General features: G+C 60.1%; 23 protein-coding genes, 1 other RNA gene and 1 pseudogene. 7 read left to right on the top strand and 18 right to left on the bottom strand.

Annotated elements, in window-relative coordinates; translation table 11 throughout:
* Positions 1-54 precede the first annotated feature (54 nt).
* Positions 55-2,778: an ankyrin repeat domain-containing protein gene (locus tag ABN482_RS14455; RefSeq protein WP_349504641.1), complete on the bottom strand. Its 2,724-nt coding sequence runs from the start codon at positions 2,776-2,778 to the stop codon at positions 55-57.
* 187 nt (positions 2,779-2,965) lie between these two features.
* On the opposite strand from ABN482_RS14455, the gene ABN482_RS14450 reads away from it, so the two are divergent.
* Positions 2,966-3,883: a viperin family antiviral radical SAM protein gene (locus tag ABN482_RS14450; protein ID WP_349504640.1), complete on the top strand. Its 918-nt coding sequence runs from the start codon at positions 2,966-2,968 to the stop codon at positions 3,881-3,883.
* 443 nt (positions 3,884-4,326) lie between these two features.
* On the opposite strand, the gene ssrA is transcribed toward ABN482_RS14450, so the two are convergent.
* The 3 genes from ssrA to ABN482_RS14435 all read right to left on the bottom strand — a co-directional run bounded on the left by ssrA (position 4,327) and on the right by ABN482_RS14435 (position 6,180).
* Positions 4,327-4,712: a transfer-messenger RNA gene (gene ssrA / locus ABN482_RS14445) on the bottom strand.
* A gap of 40 nt (positions 4,713-4,752) precedes the next feature.
* Positions 4,753-5,235: a YajQ family cyclic di-GMP-binding protein gene (locus ABN482_RS14440; protein ID WP_349504639.1), complete on the bottom strand. Its 483-nt coding sequence runs from the start codon at positions 5,233-5,235 to the stop codon at positions 4,753-4,755.
* Between the two features lie 42 nt (positions 5,236-5,277).
* Entirely contained in the window at positions 5,278-6,180 is a 903-nt protein-coding gene (locus tag ABN482_RS14435) for a LysR family transcriptional regulator (RefSeq protein ID WP_349504638.1), read from the bottom strand.
* 133 nt (positions 6,181-6,313) lie between these two features.
* Here ABN482_RS14435 and scpC point away from each other — a divergent pair, with 133 nt between their 5' ends.
* On the top strand, positions 6,314-7,855 hold the full coding sequence (gene scpC / locus ABN482_RS14430) for a succinyl-CoA:acetate CoA-transferase ScpC (RefSeq protein WP_349504637.1): 1,542 nt from the start codon (positions 6,314-6,316) through the stop codon (positions 7,853-7,855).
* A 461-nt stretch (positions 7,856-8,316) separates the two neighbouring features.
* Here scpC and ABN482_RS14425 read toward each other — a convergent pair whose 3' ends face one another.
* Entirely contained in the window at positions 8,317-8,523 is a 207-nt protein-coding gene (locus ABN482_RS14425; protein ID WP_109060383.1) for a cold-shock protein, read from the bottom strand.
* A gap of 271 nt (positions 8,524-8,794) precedes the next feature.
* Between ABN482_RS14425 and ABN482_RS14420 the strand changes: the two genes are divergently transcribed.
* Complete coding sequence (locus tag ABN482_RS14420) at positions 8,795-9,694, top strand: recombination-associated protein RdgC (RefSeq protein ID WP_349504636.1); 900 nt, start codon at positions 8,795-8,797, stop codon at positions 9,692-9,694.
* A 67-nt stretch (positions 9,695-9,761) separates the two neighbouring features.
* Entirely contained in the window at positions 9,762-10,199 is a 438-nt protein-coding gene (locus ABN482_RS14415) for a CoA-binding protein (RefSeq protein ID WP_349504635.1), read from the top strand.
* Positions 10,200-10,359: 160 nt separating this feature from the next.
* On the opposite strand, the pseudogene ABN482_RS14410 reads toward ABN482_RS14415, so the two are convergent.
* From ABN482_RS14410 to tyrS, 6 genes and pseudogenes are all read right to left on the bottom strand, one after another.
* A pseudogene (locus ABN482_RS14410) lies at positions 10,360-10,983 on the bottom strand (riboflavin synthase); the annotation flags it as partial.
* Positions 10,984-10,985: 2 nt separating this feature from the next.
* Positions 10,986-12,161 (bottom strand): bifunctional diaminohydroxyphosphoribosylaminopyrimidine deaminase/5-amino-6-(5-phosphoribosylamino)uracil reductase RibD, encoded by a 1,176-nt coding sequence (gene ribD, locus ABN482_RS14405; protein WP_349504634.1) that lies wholly within the window; start codon positions 12,159-12,161, stop codon positions 10,986-10,988.
* A 23-nt stretch (positions 12,162-12,184) separates the two neighbouring features.
* Positions 12,185-12,658: a transcriptional regulator NrdR gene (gene nrdR, locus ABN482_RS14400; RefSeq protein WP_349504633.1), complete on the bottom strand. Its 474-nt coding sequence runs from the start codon at positions 12,656-12,658 to the stop codon at positions 12,185-12,187.
* Between the two features lie 5 nt (positions 12,659-12,663).
* Positions 12,664-13,908 carry a serine hydroxymethyltransferase gene (gene glyA / locus ABN482_RS14395; RefSeq protein ID WP_349504632.1) on the bottom strand — a complete coding sequence of 415 codons (1,245 nt, stop codon included), beginning with the start codon at positions 13,906-13,908 and terminating at the stop codon, positions 12,664-12,666.
* Between the two features lie 44 nt (positions 13,909-13,952).
* Positions 13,953-14,594 (bottom strand): YbhB/YbcL family Raf kinase inhibitor-like protein, encoded by a 642-nt coding sequence (locus tag ABN482_RS14390; protein WP_349504631.1) that lies wholly within the window; start codon positions 14,592-14,594, stop codon positions 13,953-13,955.
* Between the two features lie 81 nt (positions 14,595-14,675).
* Positions 14,676-15,902 carry a tyrosine--tRNA ligase gene (tyrS, locus tag ABN482_RS14385; protein WP_349504630.1) on the bottom strand — a complete coding sequence of 409 codons (1,227 nt, stop codon included), beginning with the start codon at positions 15,900-15,902 and terminating at the stop codon, positions 14,676-14,678.
* Positions 15,903-16,072: 170 nt separating this feature from the next.
* Between tyrS and ABN482_RS14380 the strand changes: the two genes are divergently transcribed.
* Both ABN482_RS14380 and ABN482_RS14375 read left to right on the top strand, forming a co-directional pair.
* The gene (locus ABN482_RS14380) at positions 16,073-17,509 is read left to right on the top strand and encodes a peptidoglycan DD-metalloendopeptidase family protein (protein ID WP_349504629.1); all 1,437 of its coding nucleotides are present in this window, start codon (positions 16,073-16,075) and stop codon (positions 17,507-17,509) included.
* 71 nt (positions 17,510-17,580) lie between these two features.
* Positions 17,581-18,696 carry an anhydro-N-acetylmuramic acid kinase gene (locus ABN482_RS14375; protein WP_349504628.1) on the top strand — a complete coding sequence of 372 codons (1,116 nt, stop codon included), beginning with the start codon at positions 17,581-17,583 and terminating at the stop codon, positions 18,694-18,696.
* A gap of 49 nt (positions 18,697-18,745) precedes the next feature.
* Here the strand turns inward: ABN482_RS14375 and erpA are convergent, their stop codons facing one another.
* The 4 genes from erpA to ABN482_RS14355 form a co-directional block, all read right to left on the bottom strand.
* Positions 18,746-19,114: an iron-sulfur cluster insertion protein ErpA gene (erpA, locus tag ABN482_RS14370; protein WP_349504627.1), complete on the bottom strand. Its 369-nt coding sequence runs from the start codon at positions 19,112-19,114 to the stop codon at positions 18,746-18,748.
* Between the two features lie 117 nt (positions 19,115-19,231).
* Entirely contained in the window at positions 19,232-20,047 is an 816-nt protein-coding gene (locus ABN482_RS14365) for a DUF6776 family protein (protein ID WP_349504626.1), read from the bottom strand.
* A gap of 14 nt (positions 20,048-20,061) precedes the next feature.
* The gene (argC, locus tag ABN482_RS14360) at positions 20,062-21,126 is read right to left on the bottom strand and encodes an N-acetyl-gamma-glutamyl-phosphate reductase (protein ID WP_349504625.1); all 1,065 of its coding nucleotides are present in this window, start codon (positions 21,124-21,126) and stop codon (positions 20,062-20,064) included.
* A gap of 110 nt (positions 21,127-21,236) precedes the next feature.
* On the bottom strand, positions 21,237-22,049 hold the full coding sequence (locus tag ABN482_RS14355; RefSeq protein ID WP_502877307.1) for a transglycosylase SLT domain-containing protein: 813 nt from the start codon (positions 22,047-22,049) through the stop codon (positions 21,237-21,239).
* A gap of 90 nt (positions 22,050-22,139) precedes the next feature.
* On the opposite strand from ABN482_RS14355, the gene ABN482_RS14350 reads away from it, so the two are divergent.
* Positions 22,140-23,684, top strand: a complete 1,545-nt coding sequence (locus ABN482_RS14350; RefSeq protein WP_349504623.1) for a UbiD family decarboxylase — start codon at positions 22,140-22,142, stop codon at positions 23,682-23,684.
* A 47-nt stretch (positions 23,685-23,731) separates the two neighbouring features.
* Here the strand turns inward: ABN482_RS14350 and ABN482_RS14345 are convergent, their stop codons facing one another.
* The 3 genes from ABN482_RS14345 to ABN482_RS14335 all read right to left on the bottom strand — a co-directional run.
* On the bottom strand, positions 23,732-24,061 hold the full coding sequence (locus ABN482_RS14345; protein ID WP_143857891.1) for a hypothetical protein: 330 nt from the start codon (positions 24,059-24,061) through the stop codon (positions 23,732-23,734).
* On the bottom strand, positions 24,054-24,461 hold the full coding sequence (locus tag ABN482_RS14340) for a phage holin family protein (protein ID WP_349504622.1): 408 nt from the start codon (positions 24,459-24,461) through the stop codon (positions 24,054-24,056). Before ABN482_RS14340 ends, ABN482_RS14345 begins: the two co-directional genes overlap by 8 nt.
* A gap of 1 nt (position 24,462) precedes the next feature.
* Positions 24,463-24,667: ElaB/YgaM/YqjD family protein (locus ABN482_RS14335; RefSeq protein ID WP_502877306.1), on the bottom strand; the 205-nt coding region annotated here is incomplete at its 5' end.

Here is a 24,667-nt window from a genome sequence, read left to right as displayed (position 1 = left end):
GCGGGTGCAGTACGGCGGCTCCTCCTGAGAGTCCGCCGCTACGTCCTATATCTGTTAGTGCACGGGTGCCACTGATTCAAGCAGTTGCACGATGACCTCCAGTTCTTGCTTAGACGCACAGCGCTTGCCATCCCGAGCACACTGTTCGGCAAGTGCTTCCAATGCATCTGGATGCTCGATAAAAAATTCTGCCAGTTCCAACGGCGTCTTTCCAAACGAGTCGCGCTGCCAAACCAGTCCTGGTGCCAACTCCATCATGCGGTTAACCGCATGCACATTCCCCGCCCAGCTCGCTGTATGCAGCGGTGAGCGCCCATCGTTCGTCAACCTGTCCAACTTGCACGGATGCTCCAGCAACGCATCCACGCAACTGTTCACACGGGATTTGCATGCTGAATGCAAAGCCGTCATACCTTGCCAGTCCTGCATTTCCGGGTCGGCTCCAGCCTGCAGCATGATCCATACCAGCTCGGTGTCCCCGGCCTCGGCCATCAGCATCAGCGGGGTTTGCCCCTTGAGATCAGGAATGTTCAGCTGTTTGGGGCTTTCCTTAGCCAGTTGCCCGAAAAATTGCCGCCAATGCCCCAGCATAGATTCGAATCGACGCACCTCGCCCTGCAGCCCAGTTGGAATCATATGTCGCATCAGCGGAAGCCTCTGCAAGAAGAGGGAGTGCATTTTGATCAGGCCCATCAGTACCGAGTTGCCGTCGACATCTGGCAGGTTTGATCTGAGCAACGACCGATTGGCTGTGATCCAATCTTTCTGGCCGCCATGATCGCCGGAGATGAACAACGGCATCAGCTCCTCGAACATTTTTTGACTCGCAACGCTGGCGCGGCGCTTCTCTACCGGAACACTAGGGTAGGGCTTGTACAGGATGTCCCAGAAGTAGGCCGAGGCCCAGCGTGCAGTTTCCTCGATAGGAGGAATTTTTTCGCATTCAGCCATCATTCCACCGGCCAGCATCTCTCGGTAGTATTTTTCGTGGTTGTTGGCGATCAGCTTCTGGTTGGCCACTTCCACCGCGAAACAGTCCCGCGCCACCTCGCCGCGCAGCGGCCCGTAGTTGCGCTCAAGCCCGGCCTCCAGCGCCTCCCTGAACAGCTTGCCTGCTCCATCGAAGTCATTGCAGGCCAGCAGGTGTTTGGCCTTGTATTGCATGATGGCGGCCTTCCATAGCTCATATCCTTCGCTGGACTCAGCTTCGTCGAGCAAGGCTTGAACCTTGGCTTGCGTGTCTTTTGGACGATGTTGGCGCTCACCGTTCAGGTAGCTATCGAGTTCCTGAAGAATCGCTTGAACAATTTGAGCGGGTGTGTCTGCAAGATCACGCAACCGTTGTGTAGCCGCTTGTTTCGCGAGCGGGCCAAGGTCGGAGTTCTGCACTACCTGAGTGATCACCCAATAGCGATGCTCGCCTTGCAGGGCCCGCCAAGGAGATGAAGTTTTCATTCGTTCGACCAGACGCAATTCACTGCTTATCTCGTCGGCAAATTCAGCAACGCGTTCAACATTGCGCTGAATAATAGGTAGAGCTGATTGCGCATCGAGCGCGATGCAATCTTCAAGTTCTGCCCCCCCCTGCATCTCGTAAAAGCGGCGGCTCAGCATATGTGCGAGAGCCTGGTGGGCTGTTTCCCGACGCGAAGGCAGGATGGAAAGAACCAGGCCGTGTTTGTCCCACTCTGGCAGATGTTGCTCGAACCAAATATTTTCTTCGGCCTCACCTTGATCCCCGCAATGACGCCAAGCATCAATGGTCAGGTTGTAGACAAGCTTGTAGAGGGCAAAAAGTTGCAGCAACTTGTTTTGATGAGGGTCGGCGCACTGTCGGTCAACTCCCGGACAGAGGATTTTGAGTAGGCGGATATAGCCATCTTGCACCGCTCGCGCGATCAGCAAACGCTGCCGAATAGTGCGCAAAGAAGGGGTTGCGTATCGCTCCTCCAGGCACCTGACGAATTCAGCTTGCACGTCCTCATCAACGCGGCCATCCAGAATCGCTTCCAGGCACCCCGGTTGAGTTATAGGGATTTCTAGGCGCAGCTTCTCGGCGGTGTGTTCTTTGCGTTTCACGAATTCCAGGGCATCGGCAAACTGCTGCGCAGGCGTGCAACTGCTGTCCAGTGAGAAAGCCCCCTCGCAGACCAGCACCGAGCCATCCGAAAAATACTTCTCGATGGTATCGGGGCGGATCGGAGTTGCGTTACGCCAGTTGTACAAAGATCGCCGCAGGCCATCATGGCCGCCATCTGTGGATTCACTGCGTTCATCTGCAAACTCTTCCAGAGGCATCCCCAGCAGATCCAACAGCCAGTCCACCACCTGAGCTACCGGCAAATATAGACTGGGTTTGCCAGCTACCTTGCAAAGCTCAGGTAGATACCAGAAGCGCCCACCTTGCATGCCCTTGTCCAAGGGTTGCGCAAGGCTCCAGAAGCCCACGAGACGTGCTAATCCGGGCACATAGAAATGGCCAAGTAGCGCCCAGAGAACTTGGCGTTGATCGGCACCAAAAGTCCAGGTATTGAGCTCAAGAACCTTGTAGGTATTCGCAAATTCCATAAAGTTGCGGAGAGCATCCACACGCGCTTGTGGATCCATATCCAGAGCATCGAAAATGGCCTGTAGGATTTCCTCGCCCATGGCCTTGTGGGTCTCAAGGCTGGTCTGCCCAGTCGCGAACTTACTCTTTTTGGTTGTCGGATAACGCTGGCCCCCAAGACTCTGATGAATTTCTAGCAAGATGGCTTCGGGCAATGGCAGAGTGCTCATAGAAGTTGGCCCTTCGTGTTGTTGAAATTGTGGTCATTCTTAACAAAACCGATCACCTAATCTCTGAAAAATCCTGTAGCCCCCCCCCCCCCCGCAAAGCAGCAAGAGGGGGGGTATGCGATGCTTCATATCGTGCAAACCATCTCACTGACATCCTTTGCGGACCCCAACTTATGGAGTCCGCATCATGCACAACCCAGCCTCCCTTGTTATCAACTGGCACCTTACCGAAGCCTGTAACTATCGCTGTAAATACTGCTACGCCGCCTGGAGCGAATCCAGTTGCCGGCGTGAGCTAATCCGCGATCCTGAGAGAACTACAACACTGATAAATGAGCTTTACCAGTTCTTTCGGCCAAGCAACCGCATTAATCCGTTGGCCAATCGACTGAACTGGAGTTCCGTGCGACTCAATCTGGCCGGTGGCGAGCCATTGCTGTACGCAAACAAGCTACCTTCTGTCATTCGTCAAGCTCGTGACCTTGGCTTCGAGGTTTCTTTGATCAGCAACGGCAGTCATTTGACTGATGCGCTGCTGAGCCAAATTGCGCCGCAGTTAACTTGGTTAGGCATTAGCATCGACTCAGGTAGTCCGGCGATCAATCGTTCCATTGGCCGCGTCGACCGTCGTGACGAACTGCTCAATTTGGAAGGCCTCGCGGCCAGTCTGACTGTGGCTCGCCAGTCCAATCCAGGTCTTCGTATCAAGATCAACACCGTAGTCAATCGGCTCAACCACGGCGAAGACCTCAGTTCCTTAATCCAGCGCCTCGCCCCTGAAAAGTGGAAGGTCCTGTGCATGCTTCCTGTGGTGAATCAACATCTGGCCGTCAGCGACGAACAGTACGCGGCCTTCGTCGCCCGTCACCAAGCTTTTGATCGCATCCTCTGCGCCGAGGACAACAAGGACATGCGCGAGTCATACTTGATGATTGATCCCCATGGGCGCTTCTTTCAAAACAGCCCATTGGTTACAGGCCAGGGCTATGCCTACAGTCGCCCAATTCTCGATGTTGGAGCAAAAGATGCGTTTGCTGAAATGGCCTTTGACCATGAGCGCTTCAGCGCGCGCTATATCCCGATCAACACGGAGGTAGGCGTATGAAATACTGCGCAAATAAAGACATCGACCAACTGATCCGACAGTTGGTTCGTCAAGGCTGGAGTTTCCAGCGTGGCAGCAAGCATGGGCAGCTTACCCACCCTGACGGACGTCCCAAGTTGACTGTGGCCAAGTCACCCAGCGACTTTCGCAGTTTGTACAATTTCCAGCGCGATTTGCGTAAGGTCACCTCATCTTCACCCCCTGAGCCTGCGTGACCAGCTCAACCTGCGCCGAGGATCGTTTGCAGCCAAGTTCTCGTGCCTTATCCGATCTCGGTGCTCGACCGACGCAGCAATTATTGCCAATAGCAACCAGCCATGCGCACACCCGCGCCAATGCTGGGTGTTTGGCCGGGAACGCTCACGAGGCCAAAGCCCGAAATCGCGCCAACACTGGGGGAATGAGCAAAAAAAACCCAACCGTTTCCGGCTGGGGTTTCATGTTGGTGGAGCCGGCGGGAATTGAACCCGCGTCCGAAAGTCCTCTACAGGCAGTTCTACATGTGTAGTCGATCTATTTGGATTTAACCCTGCACTTAGCGGATCGACGCGCCGGTGCAAGGCGATTCACGTAATTTAGATACGGCCCGTGTGACCCCAGACAATACCGATTCCTTGTGAATGACGCTGCAGTGGTTCGAAGCAAGCTTCTAGAGGGTTGCCCCTCTCCACCTAACCCAAGGACAGACTAGTGCAGCGGCACTGCTTAAGCAGCGAGTGCGAAACGCTCGTCGTTGGCGTTTGTATTTTTTCCAGTGGATTTACGAGCGAACTGGTGCTCGACATGCCCTGCTCTGCTTCGCGACCCCCGTCGAATCCGGATCGGCCCCTTGCGTGTTCATTGTAACGCGCAATGTGTTGTCTGTGTATTCAATCGCGGAAATTGTCAAACTGTAGTGGCAGATCGACATCAATCTTGCGAAACAGCGCCATGACAGCCTGCAGATCATCGCGCTTCTTGCCGGTCACACGCAGCTTGTCGCCGTTGATCTGAGTCTCGACCTTGAGTTTTTCGGCCTTGATCGCAGCAATCAGCTTTTTGGACACGGCCTGCTCGATCCCCTGCTTGAGCTTGATTTTCTGGCGTGCACCACCCAGGTTGACCTGGGGCGTTTCGGGATCGATACAGCGCGGATCGATCTTGCGCGCACTCAGGCGCCCACGCAGGATGTCCTGCATCTGGTTGAGCTGGAATTCGCTGGGCGCGATCTGCGTCACCACGAACTCATCCAGCTCGAAACTGGCATTGCTGCCCTTGAAGTCGAATCGTGTCGCCAACTCGCGATTGGCCTGATCCACGGCATTGCTCAGTTCGTGCTTGTCGACTTCCGACACCACATCAAACGATGGCATGGCTTTCCTCCTGATACATCATCTGTCTACGGCAAACCGACATCATACCGAAGGCGGCTCGAATCCGCCCATCACCTGCTGGCAGACCTGCAGCCAGGCGCGCGCAGCATGAGACAGGTAGCGGTCACGTGGCCAGACATGTGCAGTCTGCCAATACAGTGATGGCTTGACCAGCCGCGCAATCGACAGATCGTCGGTCTGCATGCGCCGCAACAGCGGCTCCGGCAACAGTGCCACCCCCAGGCCGGCCGAGGCGATCCCCGCAAGAAACTCCCAATGCGTGCTCTGGGTGGCGATGACCGGCTCGATGCCAGCCAGGGCAAACGCCTGCCGCAGACTGCGGGTCAGCGAGAACTCATCCGTCAGCATCAGCAGGGGGACCTCGCGCAGCATTTCCAGCTCCAGCGTCTTGCGTCCGTTCCAGGCCCAATCCCGCGTACTGACTGCGCAGATCGGATAGCGACCGAATGTCCTGACCGTCAGGTCCAGGTTGCCATTGACCGGCAACACAGTGGCCCCCACTTCCAGTTCGCCGGCAGCCAGGCGCTGTTCGATCTCGGGGGCAGCCTCCTCCCGCAATACCAGCCGTATACCTGGATAAGCCTGCCGGTAGGCCTTGATGGCACCGGTAAAAAGCAGATTGACCGTAGGTGGAATGCCCAGATGCAGTTCCCCCCGATCGAGTGCAGCCACATCCTGGACTTCGGCCGACAGTTGTCGTACCAGCGCCAGCGCCTGCTGCCCACGCTCGAACACGATCCGTCCCGTATCCGTGGGCGCAATCATGCGGCCTTCACGGATCAGCAAAGGTGCGCCGACTTCTTCTTCCAGTTGCCGGATCATCTTGCTGATAGTGGATTGGGTCACACACAGCACATCGGCAGCCCTCGTAAAGCTGGCCTGGCGAACTGTTTCGACGAAATACCGCAGCGCTCTCAGGTCCATGACACCACCATGAGAAAAACGAATCAGAAGGATGATTTTAAGTCATAAAAAATGACCTAGGGACTTCATATACTCGGTTCATCAGCCCGGCATGGGCATAGAAAACATACATTGCATTTCACGGAGACAAGCAATGACCCTCGATCGTATCCGCCATCCGGCGCTGCATGGCAAAGTCATGACCGCGACAGAAGCCGCCCGTTTCATCCAGAACGGCATGACCGTCGGCATGAGCGGCTTCACCCGCGCCGGCGACTGCAAGGCCGTCCCTGCTGCCCTGGCACAGCGTGCCGAGAGCGAGCCGCTGCGGATCACCCTCATCACCGGTGCCTCGCTGGGACATGATACCGACAAGATCCTGGCCGATGCCGACGTGCTGGCCCGCCGCCTGCCCTTCCAGGTCGATCGCACGCTGCGCCGCAAGATCAATGCCGGCGAGGTCATGTTCATCGACCAGCACCTGTCGGAAACTGCCGAACAACTGCGCGGCCACCATCTGGCCCCTGTCGATGTTGCCATCATCGAAGCGACCTGTATCACGGAAGACGGCGGCCTGATCCCGACCACCTCGGTAGGCAATTCGGCACAGTTCATCCAGCAGGCTCGCCACATCATCGTCGAAATCAACGAAAGCGTGCCGACCAGTTTCGAAGGCATGCACGACATCTACAACCTCGAAGCGCGTCCGCACCGCCAGCCGGTACCACTTACGGCGGCAGACCAGCGCATTGGCCAGCCCTATATCCAACTCGATCTCGAACGGGTGGCAGCCGTCGTGTTCACACGTGAGCCCGACAGCCCCTCCAACGTACTGCCGCCCGATGCAGACACCCGTGCCATCGCCGCCCACATCAATCGTTTCCTGGCCCAGGAAGTCAAGGCCGGCCGCATGCCGGACACGCTCTATCCGTTGCAGGCCGGCATCGGCACCATCGCCAACGCCGTCCTGCATGGTTTCGAAGACTCCGACTTCCACGGTCTGACCATGTACTCGGAAGTGCTGCAGGACAGCGCCATCGCACTGCTCGACAGCGGCAAGCTGGCCTTCGCCTCGGCCGCCTCCATGACGCTGTCTGGAGACGTCTACCAGCGCGTCATCGACAACATGGACTTCTACAAGTCGAAGATTGCCCTGCGTCCGCAGGAAATCAGCAATCTGCCGGAAATCGTGCGCCGCCTGGGCATCATTGCCCTGAATACAGCGCTTGAATTCGACATCTACGGCAACGTCAACTCGACGCACGTCAACGGCACGCACATGATGAACGGCATCGGGGGCTCGGGCGACTTTGCCCGCAATGCCCATCTGTCGATCTTCGTCAGCAAGTCGATTGCCAAGCATGGCGACATTTCCAGCGTGGTACCCATGGTGCCACATGTGGATCACACTGAGCATGATGTGGACATCCTGGTCACGGAAATCGGGCTGGCTGACCTGCGTGGCCTGGCACCTCGCGAACGTGCCATCCGCATCATCGACAACTGTGCCCACCCGGACTATCGCGAAGAGCTGCGCGATTACTTCAACCGGGCCTGCCAATACGCCGGGGGCCAGACGCCCCACCTGCTGGACGAGGCCTTTTCCTGGCACACCCGCTACCTCAAGACCCAGAGCATGAAACCGGCTCGGGCCCACCACCCGGTGCGCGAGGCTGAAGCAGCCCTGATGGACTGATACCCTCCATAACAACCGTAACCGCACCAGTCTGAGGGCTGTACGGGAAAGACCTTATCTGTGAGCCATCACATCGCTCAAGATGAGCGCTGACAACAGAAAAGCGCCAGTTTCCATGATTGGAACTGGCGCTTTTTTTCAGTGCCTGATGCAGTCAGGCTGTTCATGTCACTACCGTTTGCTCAACCGCCGAACGTGATGTAGATCTTGTAGATCACGCTGCCCATGGCCCCCAGCAGGCCCAGCCCCATCAGCGAGACCCCCAGGTTGCGTTCACGCAGACCAAAGCCTACAAGCATCAGAAATGCACTTCCGACAAGGATAATCCAGAACAGATTGATTCCCGAAAACATACAGTCGCCTCCCTGTTATTTTGCAAGATAGTTATACCAAATAAAAAGCCCCGCATGAGGCGGGGCTTTGCTGCCATGCCCGCGGCATGGCCATGCAACGGCTATGAATTACAGCGCGTTGATGTTGGTTGCCTGCGGGCCCTTGGCGCCTTGGGCGACGTCAAAGCTGACTTTCTGGTTTTCTTGCAGGGACTTGTAGCCGTCACCCGAGCGGATTTCCGAGAAGTGAGCAAACAGGTCCTTGCCGCCGTCATCGGGCATGATGAAACCATAACCCTTGTCTGCGTTGAACCACTTAACGATACCGGTTGCCATACTGAGTAATTCCTGTAAAAAATTTGGGCTTGCGCCCGACATGCATGAAGATCAAGGAAGGGACAGTAGAACAACTTCAGTACCAAAAAGGCAACCTGACACTGCATTGAACCGCAACTCTTGAAAATCGTGCAGAAGCACTATGAAGGCGGTTTACATTCTTGTCAATCGGTCTTGGCAAAACATGCGGGAAAACCACATGATCAGCCGGGATAAAGGCACTGCCCATCCGGGTCAAAGCGTTTAGAATGAACCCTTTTGCGAAAAAATTATGTGGTTCAAGAATCTACAGGTCTACCGTCTCCCCAGCCCCTGGAACATCACTGCAGAGGCGCTTGAAGCCCAGCTCGCAGCGCATGCCTACCAGCCTGGCAGCGGACTCGAAGCACAGCGCCTGGGCTGGATTGCACCACGCGAAGGTGGCGGCCTGGTGCACGAAGTCGGCCGTCAGTTGCTGATCGCGCTGCGTGCCGAGAAAAAGCTGCTGCCCGCCTCTGTCGTCAACCAGGTGGCCAAGGCTCGTGCCACCGAGCTTGAGGAGCAGCAGGGCTTCAAGCCCGGCCGCAAGCAGATGAAAGATCTCAAGGAACAGGTCACGGACGAACTGCTGCCCAAAGCCTTCAGCATCCACCGCGACACCCTGGTCTGGATCGATCCCGAATCCGGCTGGCTGGGCGTGGATGCTGCTGCCACCGCCAAGGCGGACGAAGTCCTCGGCCTGCTGCACAAGTCGGTCAGCCCGCTGCCGCTGCGACCACTGCATGTCATCCAGTCGCCTGCCGCCGCCATGACCGCCTGGCTGGCCAGCGACGAGGCACCCAGCAACTTCAGCATCGACCAGGATACGGAATTACAGGCGGCCGGCGAAAGCAAGGCCACGATCCGCTACGTCAAGCACACCCTCGACCCCGAGGATATCCGCCGTCACATCGCCTCCGGCAAGCAATGCACCCGACTGGCGCTGACCTGGGCCGACCGCATTTCCTTCGTGCTGACCGAGAGCCTGAGCATCAAACGGATCTCCCCCCTGGATGTACTCAAGGAAAACGCCGAAATCAGTGGCATGAACGACGACGAGATTTTCGATGCCGACATGATGCTGATGACCGGCGAACTGAGCAAACTGCTGGCAGATCTGATTTATGGCCTGGGTGGCGAGCAGCCTGCCTGAACACAGTCAGCCATCGCGTAAAGACAGGCCGGCCAGTACGGCTGGCCGATAAACAAGGAGACCGATCATGCAGGACGATGAACTGATTGCATTGTTGAAGCCCATCAAAACCGTTGCCATCGTTGGCCTGTCTCCCCGCGACGATCGTCCCAGCCACGACGTGGCACGCTATCTCCAGGCAGCGGGCCTGCGCATCATGCCTGTCAATCCAACCCTGCCTGCAGGCACCACCATTCTGGGCGAAACCGTACAGCCTGACCTATCATCGGCCGAGGCTGTGCTGGCTGCCGAGGGCCTGGCTCTGGATGTCGTGGATATCTTCAGACGCAGCGAGGATGTGCCCCCCATCGTGGAACAGGCCTTGCAAACCCAGGCCGGACTGATCTGGCTGCAGTTAGGTATCCGCAATGAGGCAGTTGCAGCAGCGGTCACAACTGCCGGTCGACGAATTGTCATGGACCGATGCCTGAAAATAGAATGGCGACGCCTGCTCGGCAGTACCTGAAAGCATAACGGCGGTCGCGCAAAGCGCACCGCCGTCTCAGACTCCCGTATCGGCCAAGCCCTCAGGTCGACATGAAAAACACCTTGCGTGCCGCCGGTTGCGAGGCGGAAGCATCTTCCCCGGATGCCTTCGCCACAGGTGCTTCCACCGCAGCGGGCTCGGCTCCCACCATGCGCTCGACATAGCGGGCAATCGTATCAATCTCGATATTGACCTTGCTGCCCGGCTGTAAACGCCCCAGCGTCGTGACTGCCTGGGTATGGGGAATCAGGTTGATGGAAATTTCGCAGCCACGATCCTGATCGGACACACGATTGACCGTCAGGCTGACACCATCGACCACGACCGATCCCTTGATCGCCAGGTAACGGCCCAGGTGCGACGGCACCATGATACGCAGTTCCTTGGACTCGCCCGCCTGATCGAAACGCGTCACGACACCGAGACCATCGACATGCCCTGACACCAGGTGCCCTCCCAAGGGATCACCTACGCGCAACGCCTTCTCCAGGTTGACGGCCCCAGGCTGCTCCAGTCCCACCGTCAGCGCCAGGCTCTCGCAGGACACATCGACCTCGAAACAGGGTGCCTGGAGCGCTACCACGGTCATACATGCCCCCTGTATGGCAATCGAATCACCAATCGCAACATCGGCAAGATCCAGCGAGCCCGCGTTCACGGTCAGATGCACGCCCATTGCGCGCTGGGCCGCCTCTTTTTCCTCGGCCTCGATGCGCTGGACATCGACGATCTGGCCCACGGCCGCCACAATACCTGTAAACATGTTCAGTCTCCTTCCACTGCACAATCCTGCGCCGGTATCGACGCCAGCCCCTGTACCAGGGATTGCCAGCGTACGGCATGACGCAAGCGCAGCCTCAGGTCATCTCCGACCCGGGCGTGCTCCATCCATTCGAAACGATCAGCCAACGATAGCCGGTCAAGCACAGCCAGACGTGCCACAGGCAGTCCAGGCCCCACCAGCATCGGTGCCACGTACCATAGTAATTCATCAATGCAGCCACTGCCCAGCAGCGCACCATTGAGACCAGCCCCGGCCTCGACGTGTACTTCATTGATATCCTGCTGTGCCAGCCAGCGCATCAAGGCAGGCAGATCGACCCGGCCCTGCCCGTCGGGCAAGGCAACGATGCGGGCACCGCGAGCTTCCAGGGCTGCCCGACGGGTGGACGCCCCGGAAGCCGTGATGACCCACACCTCGTCGCCATCCAGGATCCTGGCATCTGGATGCAAGCGCAGTTGCGCATCAACAACGACCCGTCGTGGTTGCCGGACAGTGGGCACATGGCGCACGGTCATGGCGGGGTTGTCCGCCTCGACCGTACCGATTCCTGTCAGGATGGCACAACTGCGGGCACGCCAATGATGTCCATCTGCCCGTGCAGCTTCGCCGGTGATCCACTGCGACACACCATTCTCGAGCGCACTGCGGCCATCGAGAGATGCGGCAACCTTCATCCAGACCCAGGGTCTGCCGTCACGCATGCGGGACACGAAGCCAGGATTGAGTGCCAGCGCTTGCTCGAGGCAAACCCCAATATCAACGTGAATGCCTGCATCGCGCAAACGCTGGATACCGCGTCCGGCCACCTGTGGATTGGGATCAAGCATGGCAGCCACTACGCGGCCAACCCCGGCTTTTACCAGCGTATCGGCACAGGGAGGCGTACGGCCAAAATGACTGCAGGGCTCCAGCGTGACGTAAACCGTGGCACCTGTCACATCATGGCCGCGTGCCGTCGCATCACGCAAGGCACAGACTTCAGCATGCGGCCCGCCCGGTGGCTGAGTCGCCCCCTGCCCCAGGATCCGCCCATCGCGCACGATCAGGCAACCTACCCGAGGATTGGGTGTGGTGCTGTAGAGAACGGCTTCGGCCAGTGACAGTGCCTGCTGCATCCAGGCATGGTCAGTCCCTGCGGCAATCGTCTGCGGCGTCATGCCCGTGCTCCAGCCGATCCGGCTCAATGCCTGTCGCCAGGCGCAGGCGGGCCAGCCAGTTGATTGATGACCTCGACGAACTGACCGATATCCTCGAAGCTCTGGTAGACAGAGGCAAAGCGGATATAGGCAACCTTGTCGAGCCTGAACAACTCGGCCATGACCAGTTCGCCAATGAATTGCGAAGGAACTTCGCGACGACCATCGGACAGCAGTCGCTCCTCGATGCGCGTGACGGCAGCATCGATCTCGGAAACGGCAACCGGCCGCTTGCGCAATGCCAGGGACAGGCTGCCACGCAGTTTGGCCGGATTGTATTCGACGCGGTTGCCATTACGCTTGACAACCGCAGGCATGACCAGTTCTGCCCGCTCGTACGTCGTGAAGCGACGTTCGCATGCCAGGCAGCGACGCCGGCGACGGATCGTGTCTTTTTCTTCCGATACCCGGGAGTCGAGCACCTGGGTATCGGCATGCTGGCAGAACGGGCACTTCATGCAGGTCAGCGATAAACCGGCAGACGCGTCGTCAAGGCATGCACCTTGGCGCGCACTGCGGCAATGTTGTCTGCATCACGCGGATTGTCGAGCACATCGGCGATCAGGTTGGCCGTCAGCTCGCTCTCGGCTTCCTTGAAGCCGCGGGTGGTGATCGCGGGCGTACCGACACGGATGCCACTGGTCACGAAGGGCTTTTCGGGATCGTTGGGGATCGCGTTCTTGTTGACCGTGATGTGGGCATCGCCCAGCACCGCCTCGGCTTCCTTGCCGGTGATCTGCTTGGCGCGCAGGTCGATCAGCATGACGTGGCTTTCGGTACGGCCGGACACAATGCGCAGGCCGCGCTTGACCAGCGTTTCCGCCATGACCTGGGCATTCTTGACCACCTGCTCGGCGTAGGTCTTGAATTCCGGCTGCTGCGCCTCCTTGAAGGCCACAGCCTTGGCAGCGATGACATGCATCAGCGGACCACCCTGGATACCAGGGAAGATCGCGGAATTGATGACCTTTTCGTACTCGGCCTTCATCATGATGACGCCACCACGCGGGCCGCGCAGCGATTTGTGCGTGGTAGACGTAACGAAATCGGCGTGAGGCACCGGGTTGGGATAGGCACCCCCGGCCACCAGGCCCGCATAGTGGGCAATGTCCACCATGAAGAGGGCGTTGTTATCGCGTGCAATGCGGGCCATGCGCTCGAAATCGATGCGCAGCGCATAGGCCGAGGCCCCGGCGACGATCAGCTTGGGCTTGTGCTCGGCAGCCAGCGCCTCGACGCGACCATAGTCGAGCGCCTCATCGGCATCCAGACCATAGGCCTTGAAATCGTACAGCTTGCCGGAGGCGTTGACCGACGCGCCGTGCGTCAGGTGGCCGCCTTCGGCCAGACTCATGCCCAGTACGGTATCACCCGGCTTCAGGACGGCCATGTACACACCCTGGTTGGCCTGCGAGCCCGAATTGGGTTGCACGTTGGCCGCCTCGGCGCCGAACAGTGCCTTGAGTCGGTCAATGGCCAATTGCTCGACCACGTCAACAAACTCGCACCCGCCGTAATAACGCTTGCCAGGGTAGCCTTCGGCGTACTTGTTGGTCAGTTGCGTGCCCTGGGCTTCCATCACGGCCGGGCTGGCGTAGTTTTCGGACGCGATCAGCTCGATGTGCTGTTCCTGGCGGACGTCTTCCTTCTGGATGGCGCTCCAGATGTCGGGGTCGGCCTGGGCAAGAGTGCGGGTGCGATCAAACATGAGAGTTCCTGATACGGAATTGCGGGAGAGGGAAACCGTCTATTCTAGCCGATCTGCCCAGCAGCCAGCGCCGGATTGAGGGTATAGATACCCTGCATGGAAGCCTGCGCAAGCACATGCCCCTCGATCGCCTCCTGCACTGCTCTGGCCGTGAATGCCCCCTCGAGTGCCAGCGTATCGATGTCCAGCGCATACAGCGTGAAGACATAGCGGTGCGGCAGTGCGTCATTCCAGGGCGGGCAAGGGCCGTCGTAGCCGAAGTACTCGCCATTCATGTCGCGGTCGGCGGCAAACCAGCCGGTATAGTCATTGATACCCTGGCGCGCGCCCATCGGGGCCAGAGGTCCGCCCTTGCCACGCGGCGTGACGCCACCGGAAAAGGCACCTTCGGGAATCTCGCGCATTTCAGCGCCCAGCTCGATCAGCACCCAATGCGTGAAATCGGTGCGCGGCAGGTCGGCAGGCACCTCGCGCCCTTCCTGGTTGACATCGTCAGGCCGGCTCGGCGCATCGGGATCGGTGCAGATCAGGACGAACGAACACGTCCCCTCGGGCACCTCGTCCCAGGCGAAATGGGGATTGAGATTGTCTGCCAGCGCAACATGCGACTGCGCATCGATGCGAGCGAACGCATGGCGCTCGGGGATATGTTCGCCATCGGCAAAAGACTGACTCCAGAATTTCATGGCCTGCTCCTTGTCAATGTCGTCGTGTCCGCATCGGGCGGACACGCATCACTTTACCAAAGCCGTCCGGCAGCGCGCACCCTACTTGAGCGTGACGCGCGCAAACTTGCGCTTGCCCACCTGCAGCACATAGATACCGGCAGCCAGGACATGCGCCTTGTCCTCAACTTTATGCCCATCGATGCGCACGCCACCCTGCTCTACATTGCGCTGCGCCTCGGATGCCGATGCTGCCAGCCCGGCCTCGCGCAAAATCCTGAGGATACCCAGCGGGGCCCCTTCCAGCGTGATTTCCGGCATGTCGTCCGGGATCGCACCATCGCGAAAGCGCGCCTCGAATGCCGCCAGGGCCTGCTCGGCAGCGGCTGCATCATGGAAGCGCGCCACGATTTCCTGCGCCAGCATGACCTTGGCATCGCGCGGATTGCGCCCTGCCTCAATCTCTGCACGCAGCACCGCGATCTCTTGCAGCGAGCGGAACGAAAGCAGCTCGTAGTAGCGCCACATCAGGTCGTCGGAAATCGACATCAGCTTGCCGAACATGGACTCGGGTGCCTCGGTCACGCCGATGTAGTTGCCCTTGGACTTGGACATCTTCTCGACGCCATCGGTTCCGACCAGCAGCGGCATCGTCAGGATGCATTGCGGCTCGTGACCGTATTCCTTCTGCAGCTCACGACCGACCAGGAGGTTGAACTTCTGGTCGGTACCGCCCAGCTCGACATCCGCCTGCAGCTCGACCGAATCGTAGCCCTGCAGCAGCGGGTAGAGGAATTCGTGGATGGAGATGGGCACACCACCCTTGTAACGCTTGGTGAAATCATCGCGCTCCATCATGCGGGCCACGGTATGGCGCGAGGCCAGCTGGATAAGACCACGGGCACCGAGCTTGTCGCACCATTCCGAGTTGTAGCGAATTTCGGTACGGGCGGGATCCAGCACCAGGCTGGCCTGCTCGTAGTAGGTGCGCGCATTCTGCTCGATCTGCTCGCGGGTCAGCGGCGGGCGTGTCGTGTTGCGGCCGCTGGGATCGCCGATGGTGGACGTGAAATCGCCGATCAGGAAAATGACCGTGTGGCCCAGGTCCTGCAACTGGCGCATCTTGTTGAGCACGACCGTATGCCCAAGATGAATGTCAGGTGCCGTAGGATCCAGCCCCAGCTTGATGCGCAACGGCTTGCCGGTGGCCCGGCTGCGGGCGAACTTGGCAGCCAGCTCGGACTCGACGAGAAGCTCGTCGCAACCGCGTCGGGCGATCGCCATATCGGCTTCGACTTCGGGCGTGATGGGGAACGGGGCTTGAGACATTTCAGTAAAAACCAGCAGTAAAAGATTGGAACGAATCGGGAAATGATAGCGTGCGTAAAAACGCTCGATATTTGGGTATCGATACGATAGGATAACGGGTTAGATAATCTTTTGCCGATTTTTCCCAAATTTACTGTATTTTCGTACAGTATAACAGGACATATTGCGTAATGCCGAACGGACAGAACCGCCAGCCCAGGGATTCCGATTCCGCCCCCCGCACCGAACACAGCCATCGCACAGGCTCCTTCCTCCGTCTCGGCAAACTGCAGCGCACCATCCTGGCTGCCGCCGTGGCGCTCTTCGGCACCGCCGCCGCCATCGGCATGGTACCGCCCGATGACGCCAGCGACCTGCCTGCACGCCGCACCGTCTCCAGCATCGTTCCACTGACGTTCGAATTGCCGGCCACCGATGTCGAGACAGCCCCCGCCACCGCGCCAGACATCGAAGAAGACATCTACATCTCCGAGACCCGCATCCGTTCGGGAGATACCTTGGCTGCCCTGCTGGCACGCCTCGAGATCAACGAACCCGGCCTGCAGCAATTCCTGACCGTGACCCCCGAGGCCCGCAGCATCTACCGCCTCTACCCCGGGCGGACGGTCCAGGCCGCGCATGACGCCAATGGCAAGATGCGCTGGCTGCGCTACATCCATACGCCCGGCACCACCGAAGACGGCAAGGTGATTACGGCCATGCTGCAGGTTCAGGCCAGTGAAGACGGCTTTCGCGCAGAAGAACTCAAGCACGACACCACCGGACAGGTGCGGGTCGCCATGGGCACCATCAACAACTCGCTGTTCGGAGCCACCGATGCAGCCGGCGTGCCGGATGCCATCACCATGCAGATGGCTGATATCCTGAGCAGCAAGATCGATTTCATTCGCGACCTGCGCAAGGGCGACCAGTTTCGCGTCGTCTACGAGACCCGCATGCACGAAGGCCGCCAGGCTGGCACGGGACGCGTACTGGCCCTTGAATTCACCAACAAGGGGCAGGAGCATAATGCCGTCTGGTACCAGGCCGACAACGGCAGTGGCAGCTACTACGACCTGGAGGGCAGCAGCCTGAAAGGCACCTTCACCCGCACGCCCCTGCAATTCACCCGGATCAGCTCCAATTTCGGTCGTCGCATGCATCCCATCCACAAATCGTGGCGCATGCACAGTGGCGTTGACTACGCAGCACCGACCGGCACTCCGATCCACGCCACCGCCAATGCCAAGGTCGCCTTCGCGGGCTGGCAAAACGGCTACGGCAATGTCGTGATCCTGCAGCACCACGGCCAATACACCACCCTCTACGCGCACCAGAGCCGGATTGCTCCCGGCATCACCAAGGGCGCATCGATCAGCCAGGGACAGGTCATCGGCTACGTCGGCTCGACGGGATGGGCCACCGGTCCTCACCTGCACTATGAGTTCCGCATCGCCAACAAGCCGGTCGATCCACTGTCCATCGATCTGCCGGTCGCCGAGGCGCTGGACAACCGGCAGCTCAACGAATTCCGGCGCAATACCCAGCCCATGCGCGAACAGCTCGAACTGCTGGCCGAGTTCCAGGATGCCATGCCCGATCTCGGCACGGCACTGGCCAGCCGCTGAACACGGTTCTTCGCAAGCATCCACAGGAAATACGGTCTGCACGTCCCCGTCAGGCCGTTTCCCATACAGCCATGGAACGCTATATCGGCCTGATGTCAGGCACCAGTCTGGATGGTATTGACGCGGTCATTCTGCAAATCGATACCGATGCGTCGGATCAGGCTGTCCGTTTCAACATCGAAGCCCATGCCTGCCTGCCGCTGCCGGATGATCTTCGCGCCGAGTTGCTGGCACTGCACACCCCCTCCCATGACGAACTGACCCGCGCCGCAGTGGCAGCCAACAGGCTGGCACGTCTTTATGCCCAGGCCTGCGCCGACGTGCTGCGACATGCCGGACTCACCACCGCCGCGATTCGGGCCATTGGCGCGCATGGGCAGACCATCCGACACCGCCCGGACCTGGGTTTTACCCTGCAACTCAATGCCCCCGCCTTGCTGGCCGAGCTGTCCGGTATTGCCGTGATCGCCGATTTTCGCAGTCGCGATGTCGCTGCCGGCGGCCAGGGTGCGCCACTGGTCCCCGCCTTTCACGCAGCCGCATTCCAGCAGGCCGCACCACAGGCCATCCTGAATCTGGGCGGTATTGCCAATCTGACGATCCTGCGACCGGGAGTTGCCCCGCAGGGCTTTGACACAGGTCCTGCCAACATGCTGATGGATGCCTGGTGCCTGCGTCACACAAGCCAGCCGTATGATCGCGACGGGAACTGGGCTGGCAGTGGTCACTGCAATCCCGATCTGCTCGCTACGCTGCTCTCAAGCGAACCCTGGCTAGACCTGCCACCGCCCAAATCGACCGGACGCGACCTGTTCAGCCTGGCCTGGCTGGAACAACGGATTGCCAGCCACGGTGCGCATACCCTGCGCCCTGAAGATGTGCAGGCCACCCTGCTCGCGTTGACCGTACACACCATATGCCGTGACATGGCGCGCCACGCTGCCGATGTCGGCAGAATGCTGGTCTGCGGTGGAGGTGCCGCCAATGGACGCCTGATGCAGGCGCTGGCAGACGCATTGCCCTGCCAGGTCATGCCGACGGACACACAAGGCATTCCTGCTCAGCAAGTCGAGGCGGCTGCCTTTGCCTGGCTGGCCCATGCCTTTGAACAAGCAATACCTGCAGGCCTGCCCGAGGTAACCGGTGCACGCCACATGACCATCCTGGGTGCACGCTACCCGGCCTGAGTGCCGGGCCCTGCCGGGCTTGCAACAAGCCAGCCCGGCAAAGCAGGAATCAAACCGAGAACGAAGACCCGCAACCGCAGGTCGTGGTGGCATTAGGGTTGCGGATCACGAACTGGGAGCCATCCAGATCTTCCTTGTAGTCGATCTCGGCACCCAGCAGGTACTGGAAGCTCATGGGATCGACCAGCAACTGGACCCCCCCCTTATCAAGGGCGGTATCATCTTCATTCATGACCTCATCGAAGGTGAAGCCATACTGGAAGCCCGAGCAGCCCCCCCCCTGAACAAACACCCGCAGCTTGAGATCGGGGTTGCCTTCTTCGGCCAACAGGTCCTTGACCTTGGCTGCTGCGGCATCCGTAAAGAGAATGGGCACCGGCGGCGCTTGCAGATCGACGGTTTCTGTCACTGTGCTCATGATGTACTCCTGCGATCCGCTCCGGACCGCTTGAAATGACATCCCGCCCTGTAGTCTGGCGAGATTGATGAAAACTATTATGCAACAAACCCGGATCAGCGTGAAGCCGCCCGGATCTCAAAGCGGCAATTGCTGCGTGTGTGTCGCACGTACGCTATCCCCTTCCAGCACCTGCACCGTCACGCTTTCGGGCACGAAACCAGGCGGGATGGCCAGCACACCCTGGTTGCGCTGGTACTGATCAAAACGCAACACCAACGCAGCGTCATGTGCCTCGCCTGCCTGCACCTCGGCCGGGGCATTGCTGCCTGAAACCGCACCGGCATCTGCTCCCACAGCACTGCCCGCTGCCGTGACCGGATGCAAGGCAAGCGTCACCGGGTTGCCATTCTGCAAGCCAGTAGCAGAAAACCGCAACATGCCGCTGAACTCCGGCAAGCCCTGTCCCTGGCGCGTGACCAGGGTCGTAAAGCTCAGCGCATCTCCCTGCAACTTGACATCCATACCCCGCACGCCGACCGAGCCGGCCGGACCTGGCGGCAACAGTTGCTCGAAAAACGCCAACCGTTCGCGCAGGCCGCCGATTTCGTCCTGCAGGGCACGCATGGACTGTTCCATGCTCTGTCGGGCTCCCTGCTCGATGGCGATCTGGCCATCGGCCGTATCCAGTTGCGCACGCAGGAACCGCAACTCAGCTTCCTTTTGCTGCAAGTTGGCTTGCAAGGCACGCTCTTCAGGCGTCGCTGCAACACCTGTCACCGGCGTCGCCGCAGGTTCGGGCCGCAAAAAGAGCAGCCAGAGCGCCAGGGCACACAACAAAGCCCCCGCCACAGCCCCCAGGGCAAAAACGGCATAATCATGATGGCGTCGCCGACGGCGCGCACGGCCCGCCGCCGGCGCAGCCTCAAGACTGGCCTGATCTGCAACAGGCATACGACTTTCTTCCATTACGGCAGGATGGCGACCTGTTCCAGTCCTGTCGTTTCGGGCAGGCCGCACAGCAGATTCATGTTCTGCACGGCCTGGCCGGATGCCCCCTTGACCAGATTGTCCTGCACAACCAGGATAACCAGTTGGTCACCATCGCCCGGACGATGCACGGCAATACGGACCATATTCGATGCGCGCACGGAACGCGTTTCAGGCGTACTGCCTGCCGGCAGCACATCCACGAACGGCTCGTCCGCGTAGCGTGCCTCGAACAGGGCCTGAAAATCAGTATCGAGGGCTTCGGGCCGGATACGTGCATAGAGCGTCGAATGCATGCCCCGCACCATGGGCACCAGGTGCGGCACGAAGGTCAGGCCGATCGGCGCACTCGACAGACGGCCAAGCTGCGCAACGATTTCTGGATGGTGCCGGTGGCCGGAAACGCCATAGGCCTTGAACGAGTCACTGGCCTCGGAAAACAGGGTGTGCACCTCGGCCTTGCGACCGGCCCCGGTCACGCCGGACTTGCAATCGGCGATCAATGTAGCGGTATCGACCAGCGCAGCGCCCCCTTCGAGCAACGGTGCCAGCCCCAGCAGGACCGTTGTGGGATAGCAGCCAGGATTGCCGACCACCCGTGCCTGTCCGATGGCCGCCCGGTTGAGCTCGGGCAGGCCATAGGCAGAAGCCGCCAGGATATCCGGACAGGCATGCGGCACCTTGTACCACTGCTCGAACACCTGCACATCCTTGAGACGGAAATCGGCTGCCAGATCGATGATCCGCACGCCCTTGTCGAGCAGCTCGCGTGCCTGCTGCATGGCGACACCATGCGGTGTCGCGAAGAAAACCACGTCACACTGGTCAAGCCGGGCCTTGTCGGGTGCGCTGAACGCCAGATCGACATGACCACGCAGATTGGGAAACATGCGGGCCACCGGCACACCATCTTCCTGGCGCGAGGTAATCGCCTGCAGGGCAACATTGGGGTGTACCGACAGCAGGCGCAGCAGCTCGACGCCGGTATAGCCGGTGCCGCCCACGATGCCTACCTTGATAGGGGAGCCAGAAATTTGGGACATGATCAGTGCTGCCTGTGATGTGAGACTACGCTATCGTACAAGTATAAAGGAAGCCGGGCCGCCCGGATCGGCTGACCCTGCTGCCGGTCAGGACAATACGGACAGCGGCATCAATCACGCCGCAGCGGCAGGCCTGCTGCCAGAGAAAGCCTGCGCCGCTCGGCCCTGACCTTGGCACCATAGCCGCCATCGCCCGGGCCGGTCGCGCCGACATAGCAGGCCAGCCCGCCATCCACGGATCCACGCCGCTGGATGCAATCGCGCAGGATACGGGTGCCGACATGAATATTGGCCAGGGGGTTGAGCGCATGCCCACCCTCGCCGAGCGCATCGAACTTGTCGTGATGCACGCGTGTCATGACCTGCATCAGGCCCTGGGCACCCACATGACTTTCTGCAAAGGGGTTATAGCGCGACTCGATCGCCATGACGGCCAGCACCAGGACCGGATCGATGTCGAAGCGGCGTGCCGCTTCGAAGGCACCAGCCACCATCATGCCGGTGGCATCGTAGGCCACCTTGTACTTGCGGGCGATATAGCTGCGCAACGCATCCAGTTGCTCGGCAGACACCTCGGTGCCCGCCGCATTGCCGATGCGACCGTCATCCTGCAGGGCACGCATCATATCGAGATCGCCGACCGCATCGCCGGACAGGCTGTCCTCGTTGCTGCCCCGTCCGGCCACACCGTAGGTGTCCCGGCCTGCCATGCTCTCGAACACACTGAGCGCTGCCTCGTGAGCCTCGTAGAGTCGCGCCCGCATGTCGGGCATAACCATGACCATCATCCCCGCGACCAGCACCAGAATACCCGAGTAGATGGCGGCAGAACGCAGGAACTCCGCAGCCAGATGCTGGGCGTTGCGCCACATGCGCCATGAATCGGTAGACTTGAACAAGCTGGCCATATGTTTCCATTCCATAAGGCCAAGGTCGGTGTTAACCTTGGCGATTGAACAGGCCCCTCCCGCGCAATAGCGCGCCATACTGTAACACCTTTGCAGGAATCCCCCGTGAATTACCGCGATCTACGAGACTTCATCCTCCAACTCGAACAGGATGGAGAACTGAAGCGGATTGCCGAGCCCGTCTCGTCCCATCTCGAAATCACCGAGATCAGTGACCGTGTACTGCAAGCCGGCGGCCCGGCACTGCTGTTCGAACAGGTCCTGCACCAGGGCCGTCCGGCACACATGCCGGTACTGACCAACCTTTTCGGCACGGCCAAGCGCGTCGCCCGCGGCATGGGTGCAGAAGATGTCGCCGCCCTGCGCGACATCGGCGAACTGCTGGCATCGCTCAAGGAGCCCGAACCACCCAAGGGTCTGCGCGACGCGCTCGGCAAACTGTCGATGCTCAAGTCGGCACTCTGGGACATGAGTCCCAAAACGGTGCGCAACCCGGATTGCCAGGATATCGTGATCGAGGCTCAGGACGTGGACCTCAACCAGCTACCGATCCAGACCTGCTGGCCTGGGGACGTTGCACCGCTGCTGACCTGGGGACTGGTCATCACGCGCGGCCCCAATGCCCGCCGCCAGAACCTGGGCATCTACCGCCAGCAGCCCATCGGCCGCAACAAGCTGATCATGCGTTGGCTATCGCATCGTGGCGGCGCGCTCGATTTCAGGGACCATGCCCGTGCCAACCCCGGCCAGCCCTTTCCGGTGGCCGTGGCGCTGGGGGCCGACCCCGCCACCACGCTGGGGGCCGTCACGCCGGTGCCCGACAGCCTGTCCGAATACCAGTTCGCAGGCCTGCTGCGCGGTGCCCGCACCATGGTCGCAGAAGCGCTGGGCAGCGACCTGTCGGTGCCGGCCACCGCCGAGATCATTCTGGAAGGCCATATCCTGCCAAGCACCGACCCGCGCGCCATCACGCCCGAGGTACCGGAAGGCGTCAATCCGCCGCCTGACAATGGCTACGAAATGGCCCTCGAAGGTCCTTACGGAGATCACACCGGCTACTACAACGAACAGGACTGGTTTCCGGTCTTCACGGTCGAACGCATCACCATGCGCCGCCAGCCGCTCTACCATTCCACCTACACGGGCAAGCCGCTCGACGAGCCTGCCATTCTCGGTCTGGCCTTCAATGAAGTGTTCGTGCCGCTGCTGCGTCGCCAGTTGCCGGAAATCGTCGATTTCTACCTGCCGCCCGAGGGCTGCAGCTATCGCCTGGCCGTGGTATCGATCAAGAAACAGTACGCCGGCCACGCCAAGCGCGTCATGTTCGGCATCTGGAGCATCCTGCGCCAGTTCATGTATACCAAGTTCATCGTGGTGGTGGACGAAGACATCGATCCTCGCAACTGGAAGGATGTGATCTGGGCCATGACCACCCGCATGGATCCGGTACGCGATACGGTGCTGGTCGAGAACACACCCATCGATTACCTGGATTTTGCCTCGCCCGTATCGGGCCTGGGCGGCAAGATGGGTATGGATGCCACCAACAAGTGGCCCGGTGAAACCCAGCGCGAATGGGGCCAGCCCATCGTGATGGACCCTGCCGTCAAGCAGCGTGTCGATGCGATCTGGTCCCGCCTGGGACTGTAGTCAGCGAAAAAAATGCATCCACTCAGTCGAGCGGATGCATTTTGCCTTCAATCGTTGCGATTGCGGCGCAGCAAACGCCATCCCACCAAGGCACCTGCGCCCAGCTTGAGCAGCTTGCCGAAACGGCTGCCGCCCGACAGCAGCCAGGCAGGGCCTGCCGAAGCCAGCATCGGGTAGCGACGCAGCAGGCGCCATACGACCAGCAGCGAATTGCCATTGAGTGCCAGGGACGGCACGATCTGCCTCAACCATGAGGCCGGCTGCAGGGCACGCCGCGCGCCGGCGGCATGCTGCAGCAGTTCAGCCCGCTCGATCGCGGCTTGGGTCTGCAGCCAGGCCTTGCGCGTGGCCAGTTGCTCGAAGCGCCCTTTACTCATCCCGATATCCCCCTGCTGGCGGTACGTGCACGCTGACCGCTGCCCCCAGGGCATCGGCATCGCGGCCCAGTTCCTGGATGGTAGCGGCAAACGGCTGGGAAATGGCGTCGAGCTGGCGTCTTGCAGACAGCAGCAACCAGGCCCCCAGCACGGCATAGAACAGTGCCAACAGGCCCAGGGCAAGATAGCGATACTCTGTCGCCCAGAACCAGACGGCCACCAGCAACGAGAACACCAGCAAGGCCAGCGTCAGGAAAATGGCTGCGGCGAACGCCAGGCCTATGGCCTGGAAAAGCCGCCCGCGCACTTCGGCCAGCTCCAGCCCGAAGAGTTCGAGCCGCGTGCGGAGCATGGCAGCCAGACTGGCCGCGATCATGCCCAGTTGACGGCGCAGGCTCATGTCAGCGGCGCGTCAGCAGTCCGAGCAGGAAGCCTGCGACGGCTGCAGCACCGATGGCCTGCCAGGGTTTGTCGTGCACATATTCGTCGGTGGCGCGCACCGCCTTGCGGCCGCGGGCCAGCACTTCTTCCTGGGCATCCTGCAGCGTGAGCCGCGTGCTCTTGAGAGAATTGAGCGCCTTTTCGCGCAACTCAGAGGCCTTGTCT

The sequence above is a fragment of the Corticimicrobacter sp. genome (genome assembly GCF_040137905.1).
Taxonomy (GTDB): domain Bacteria; phylum Pseudomonadota; class Gammaproteobacteria; order Burkholderiales; family Burkholderiaceae_B; genus Corticimicrobacter.
Note: the sequence above shows the minus strand (reverse complement) of the source record. Positions and strands in the feature narration are given on the sequence as shown.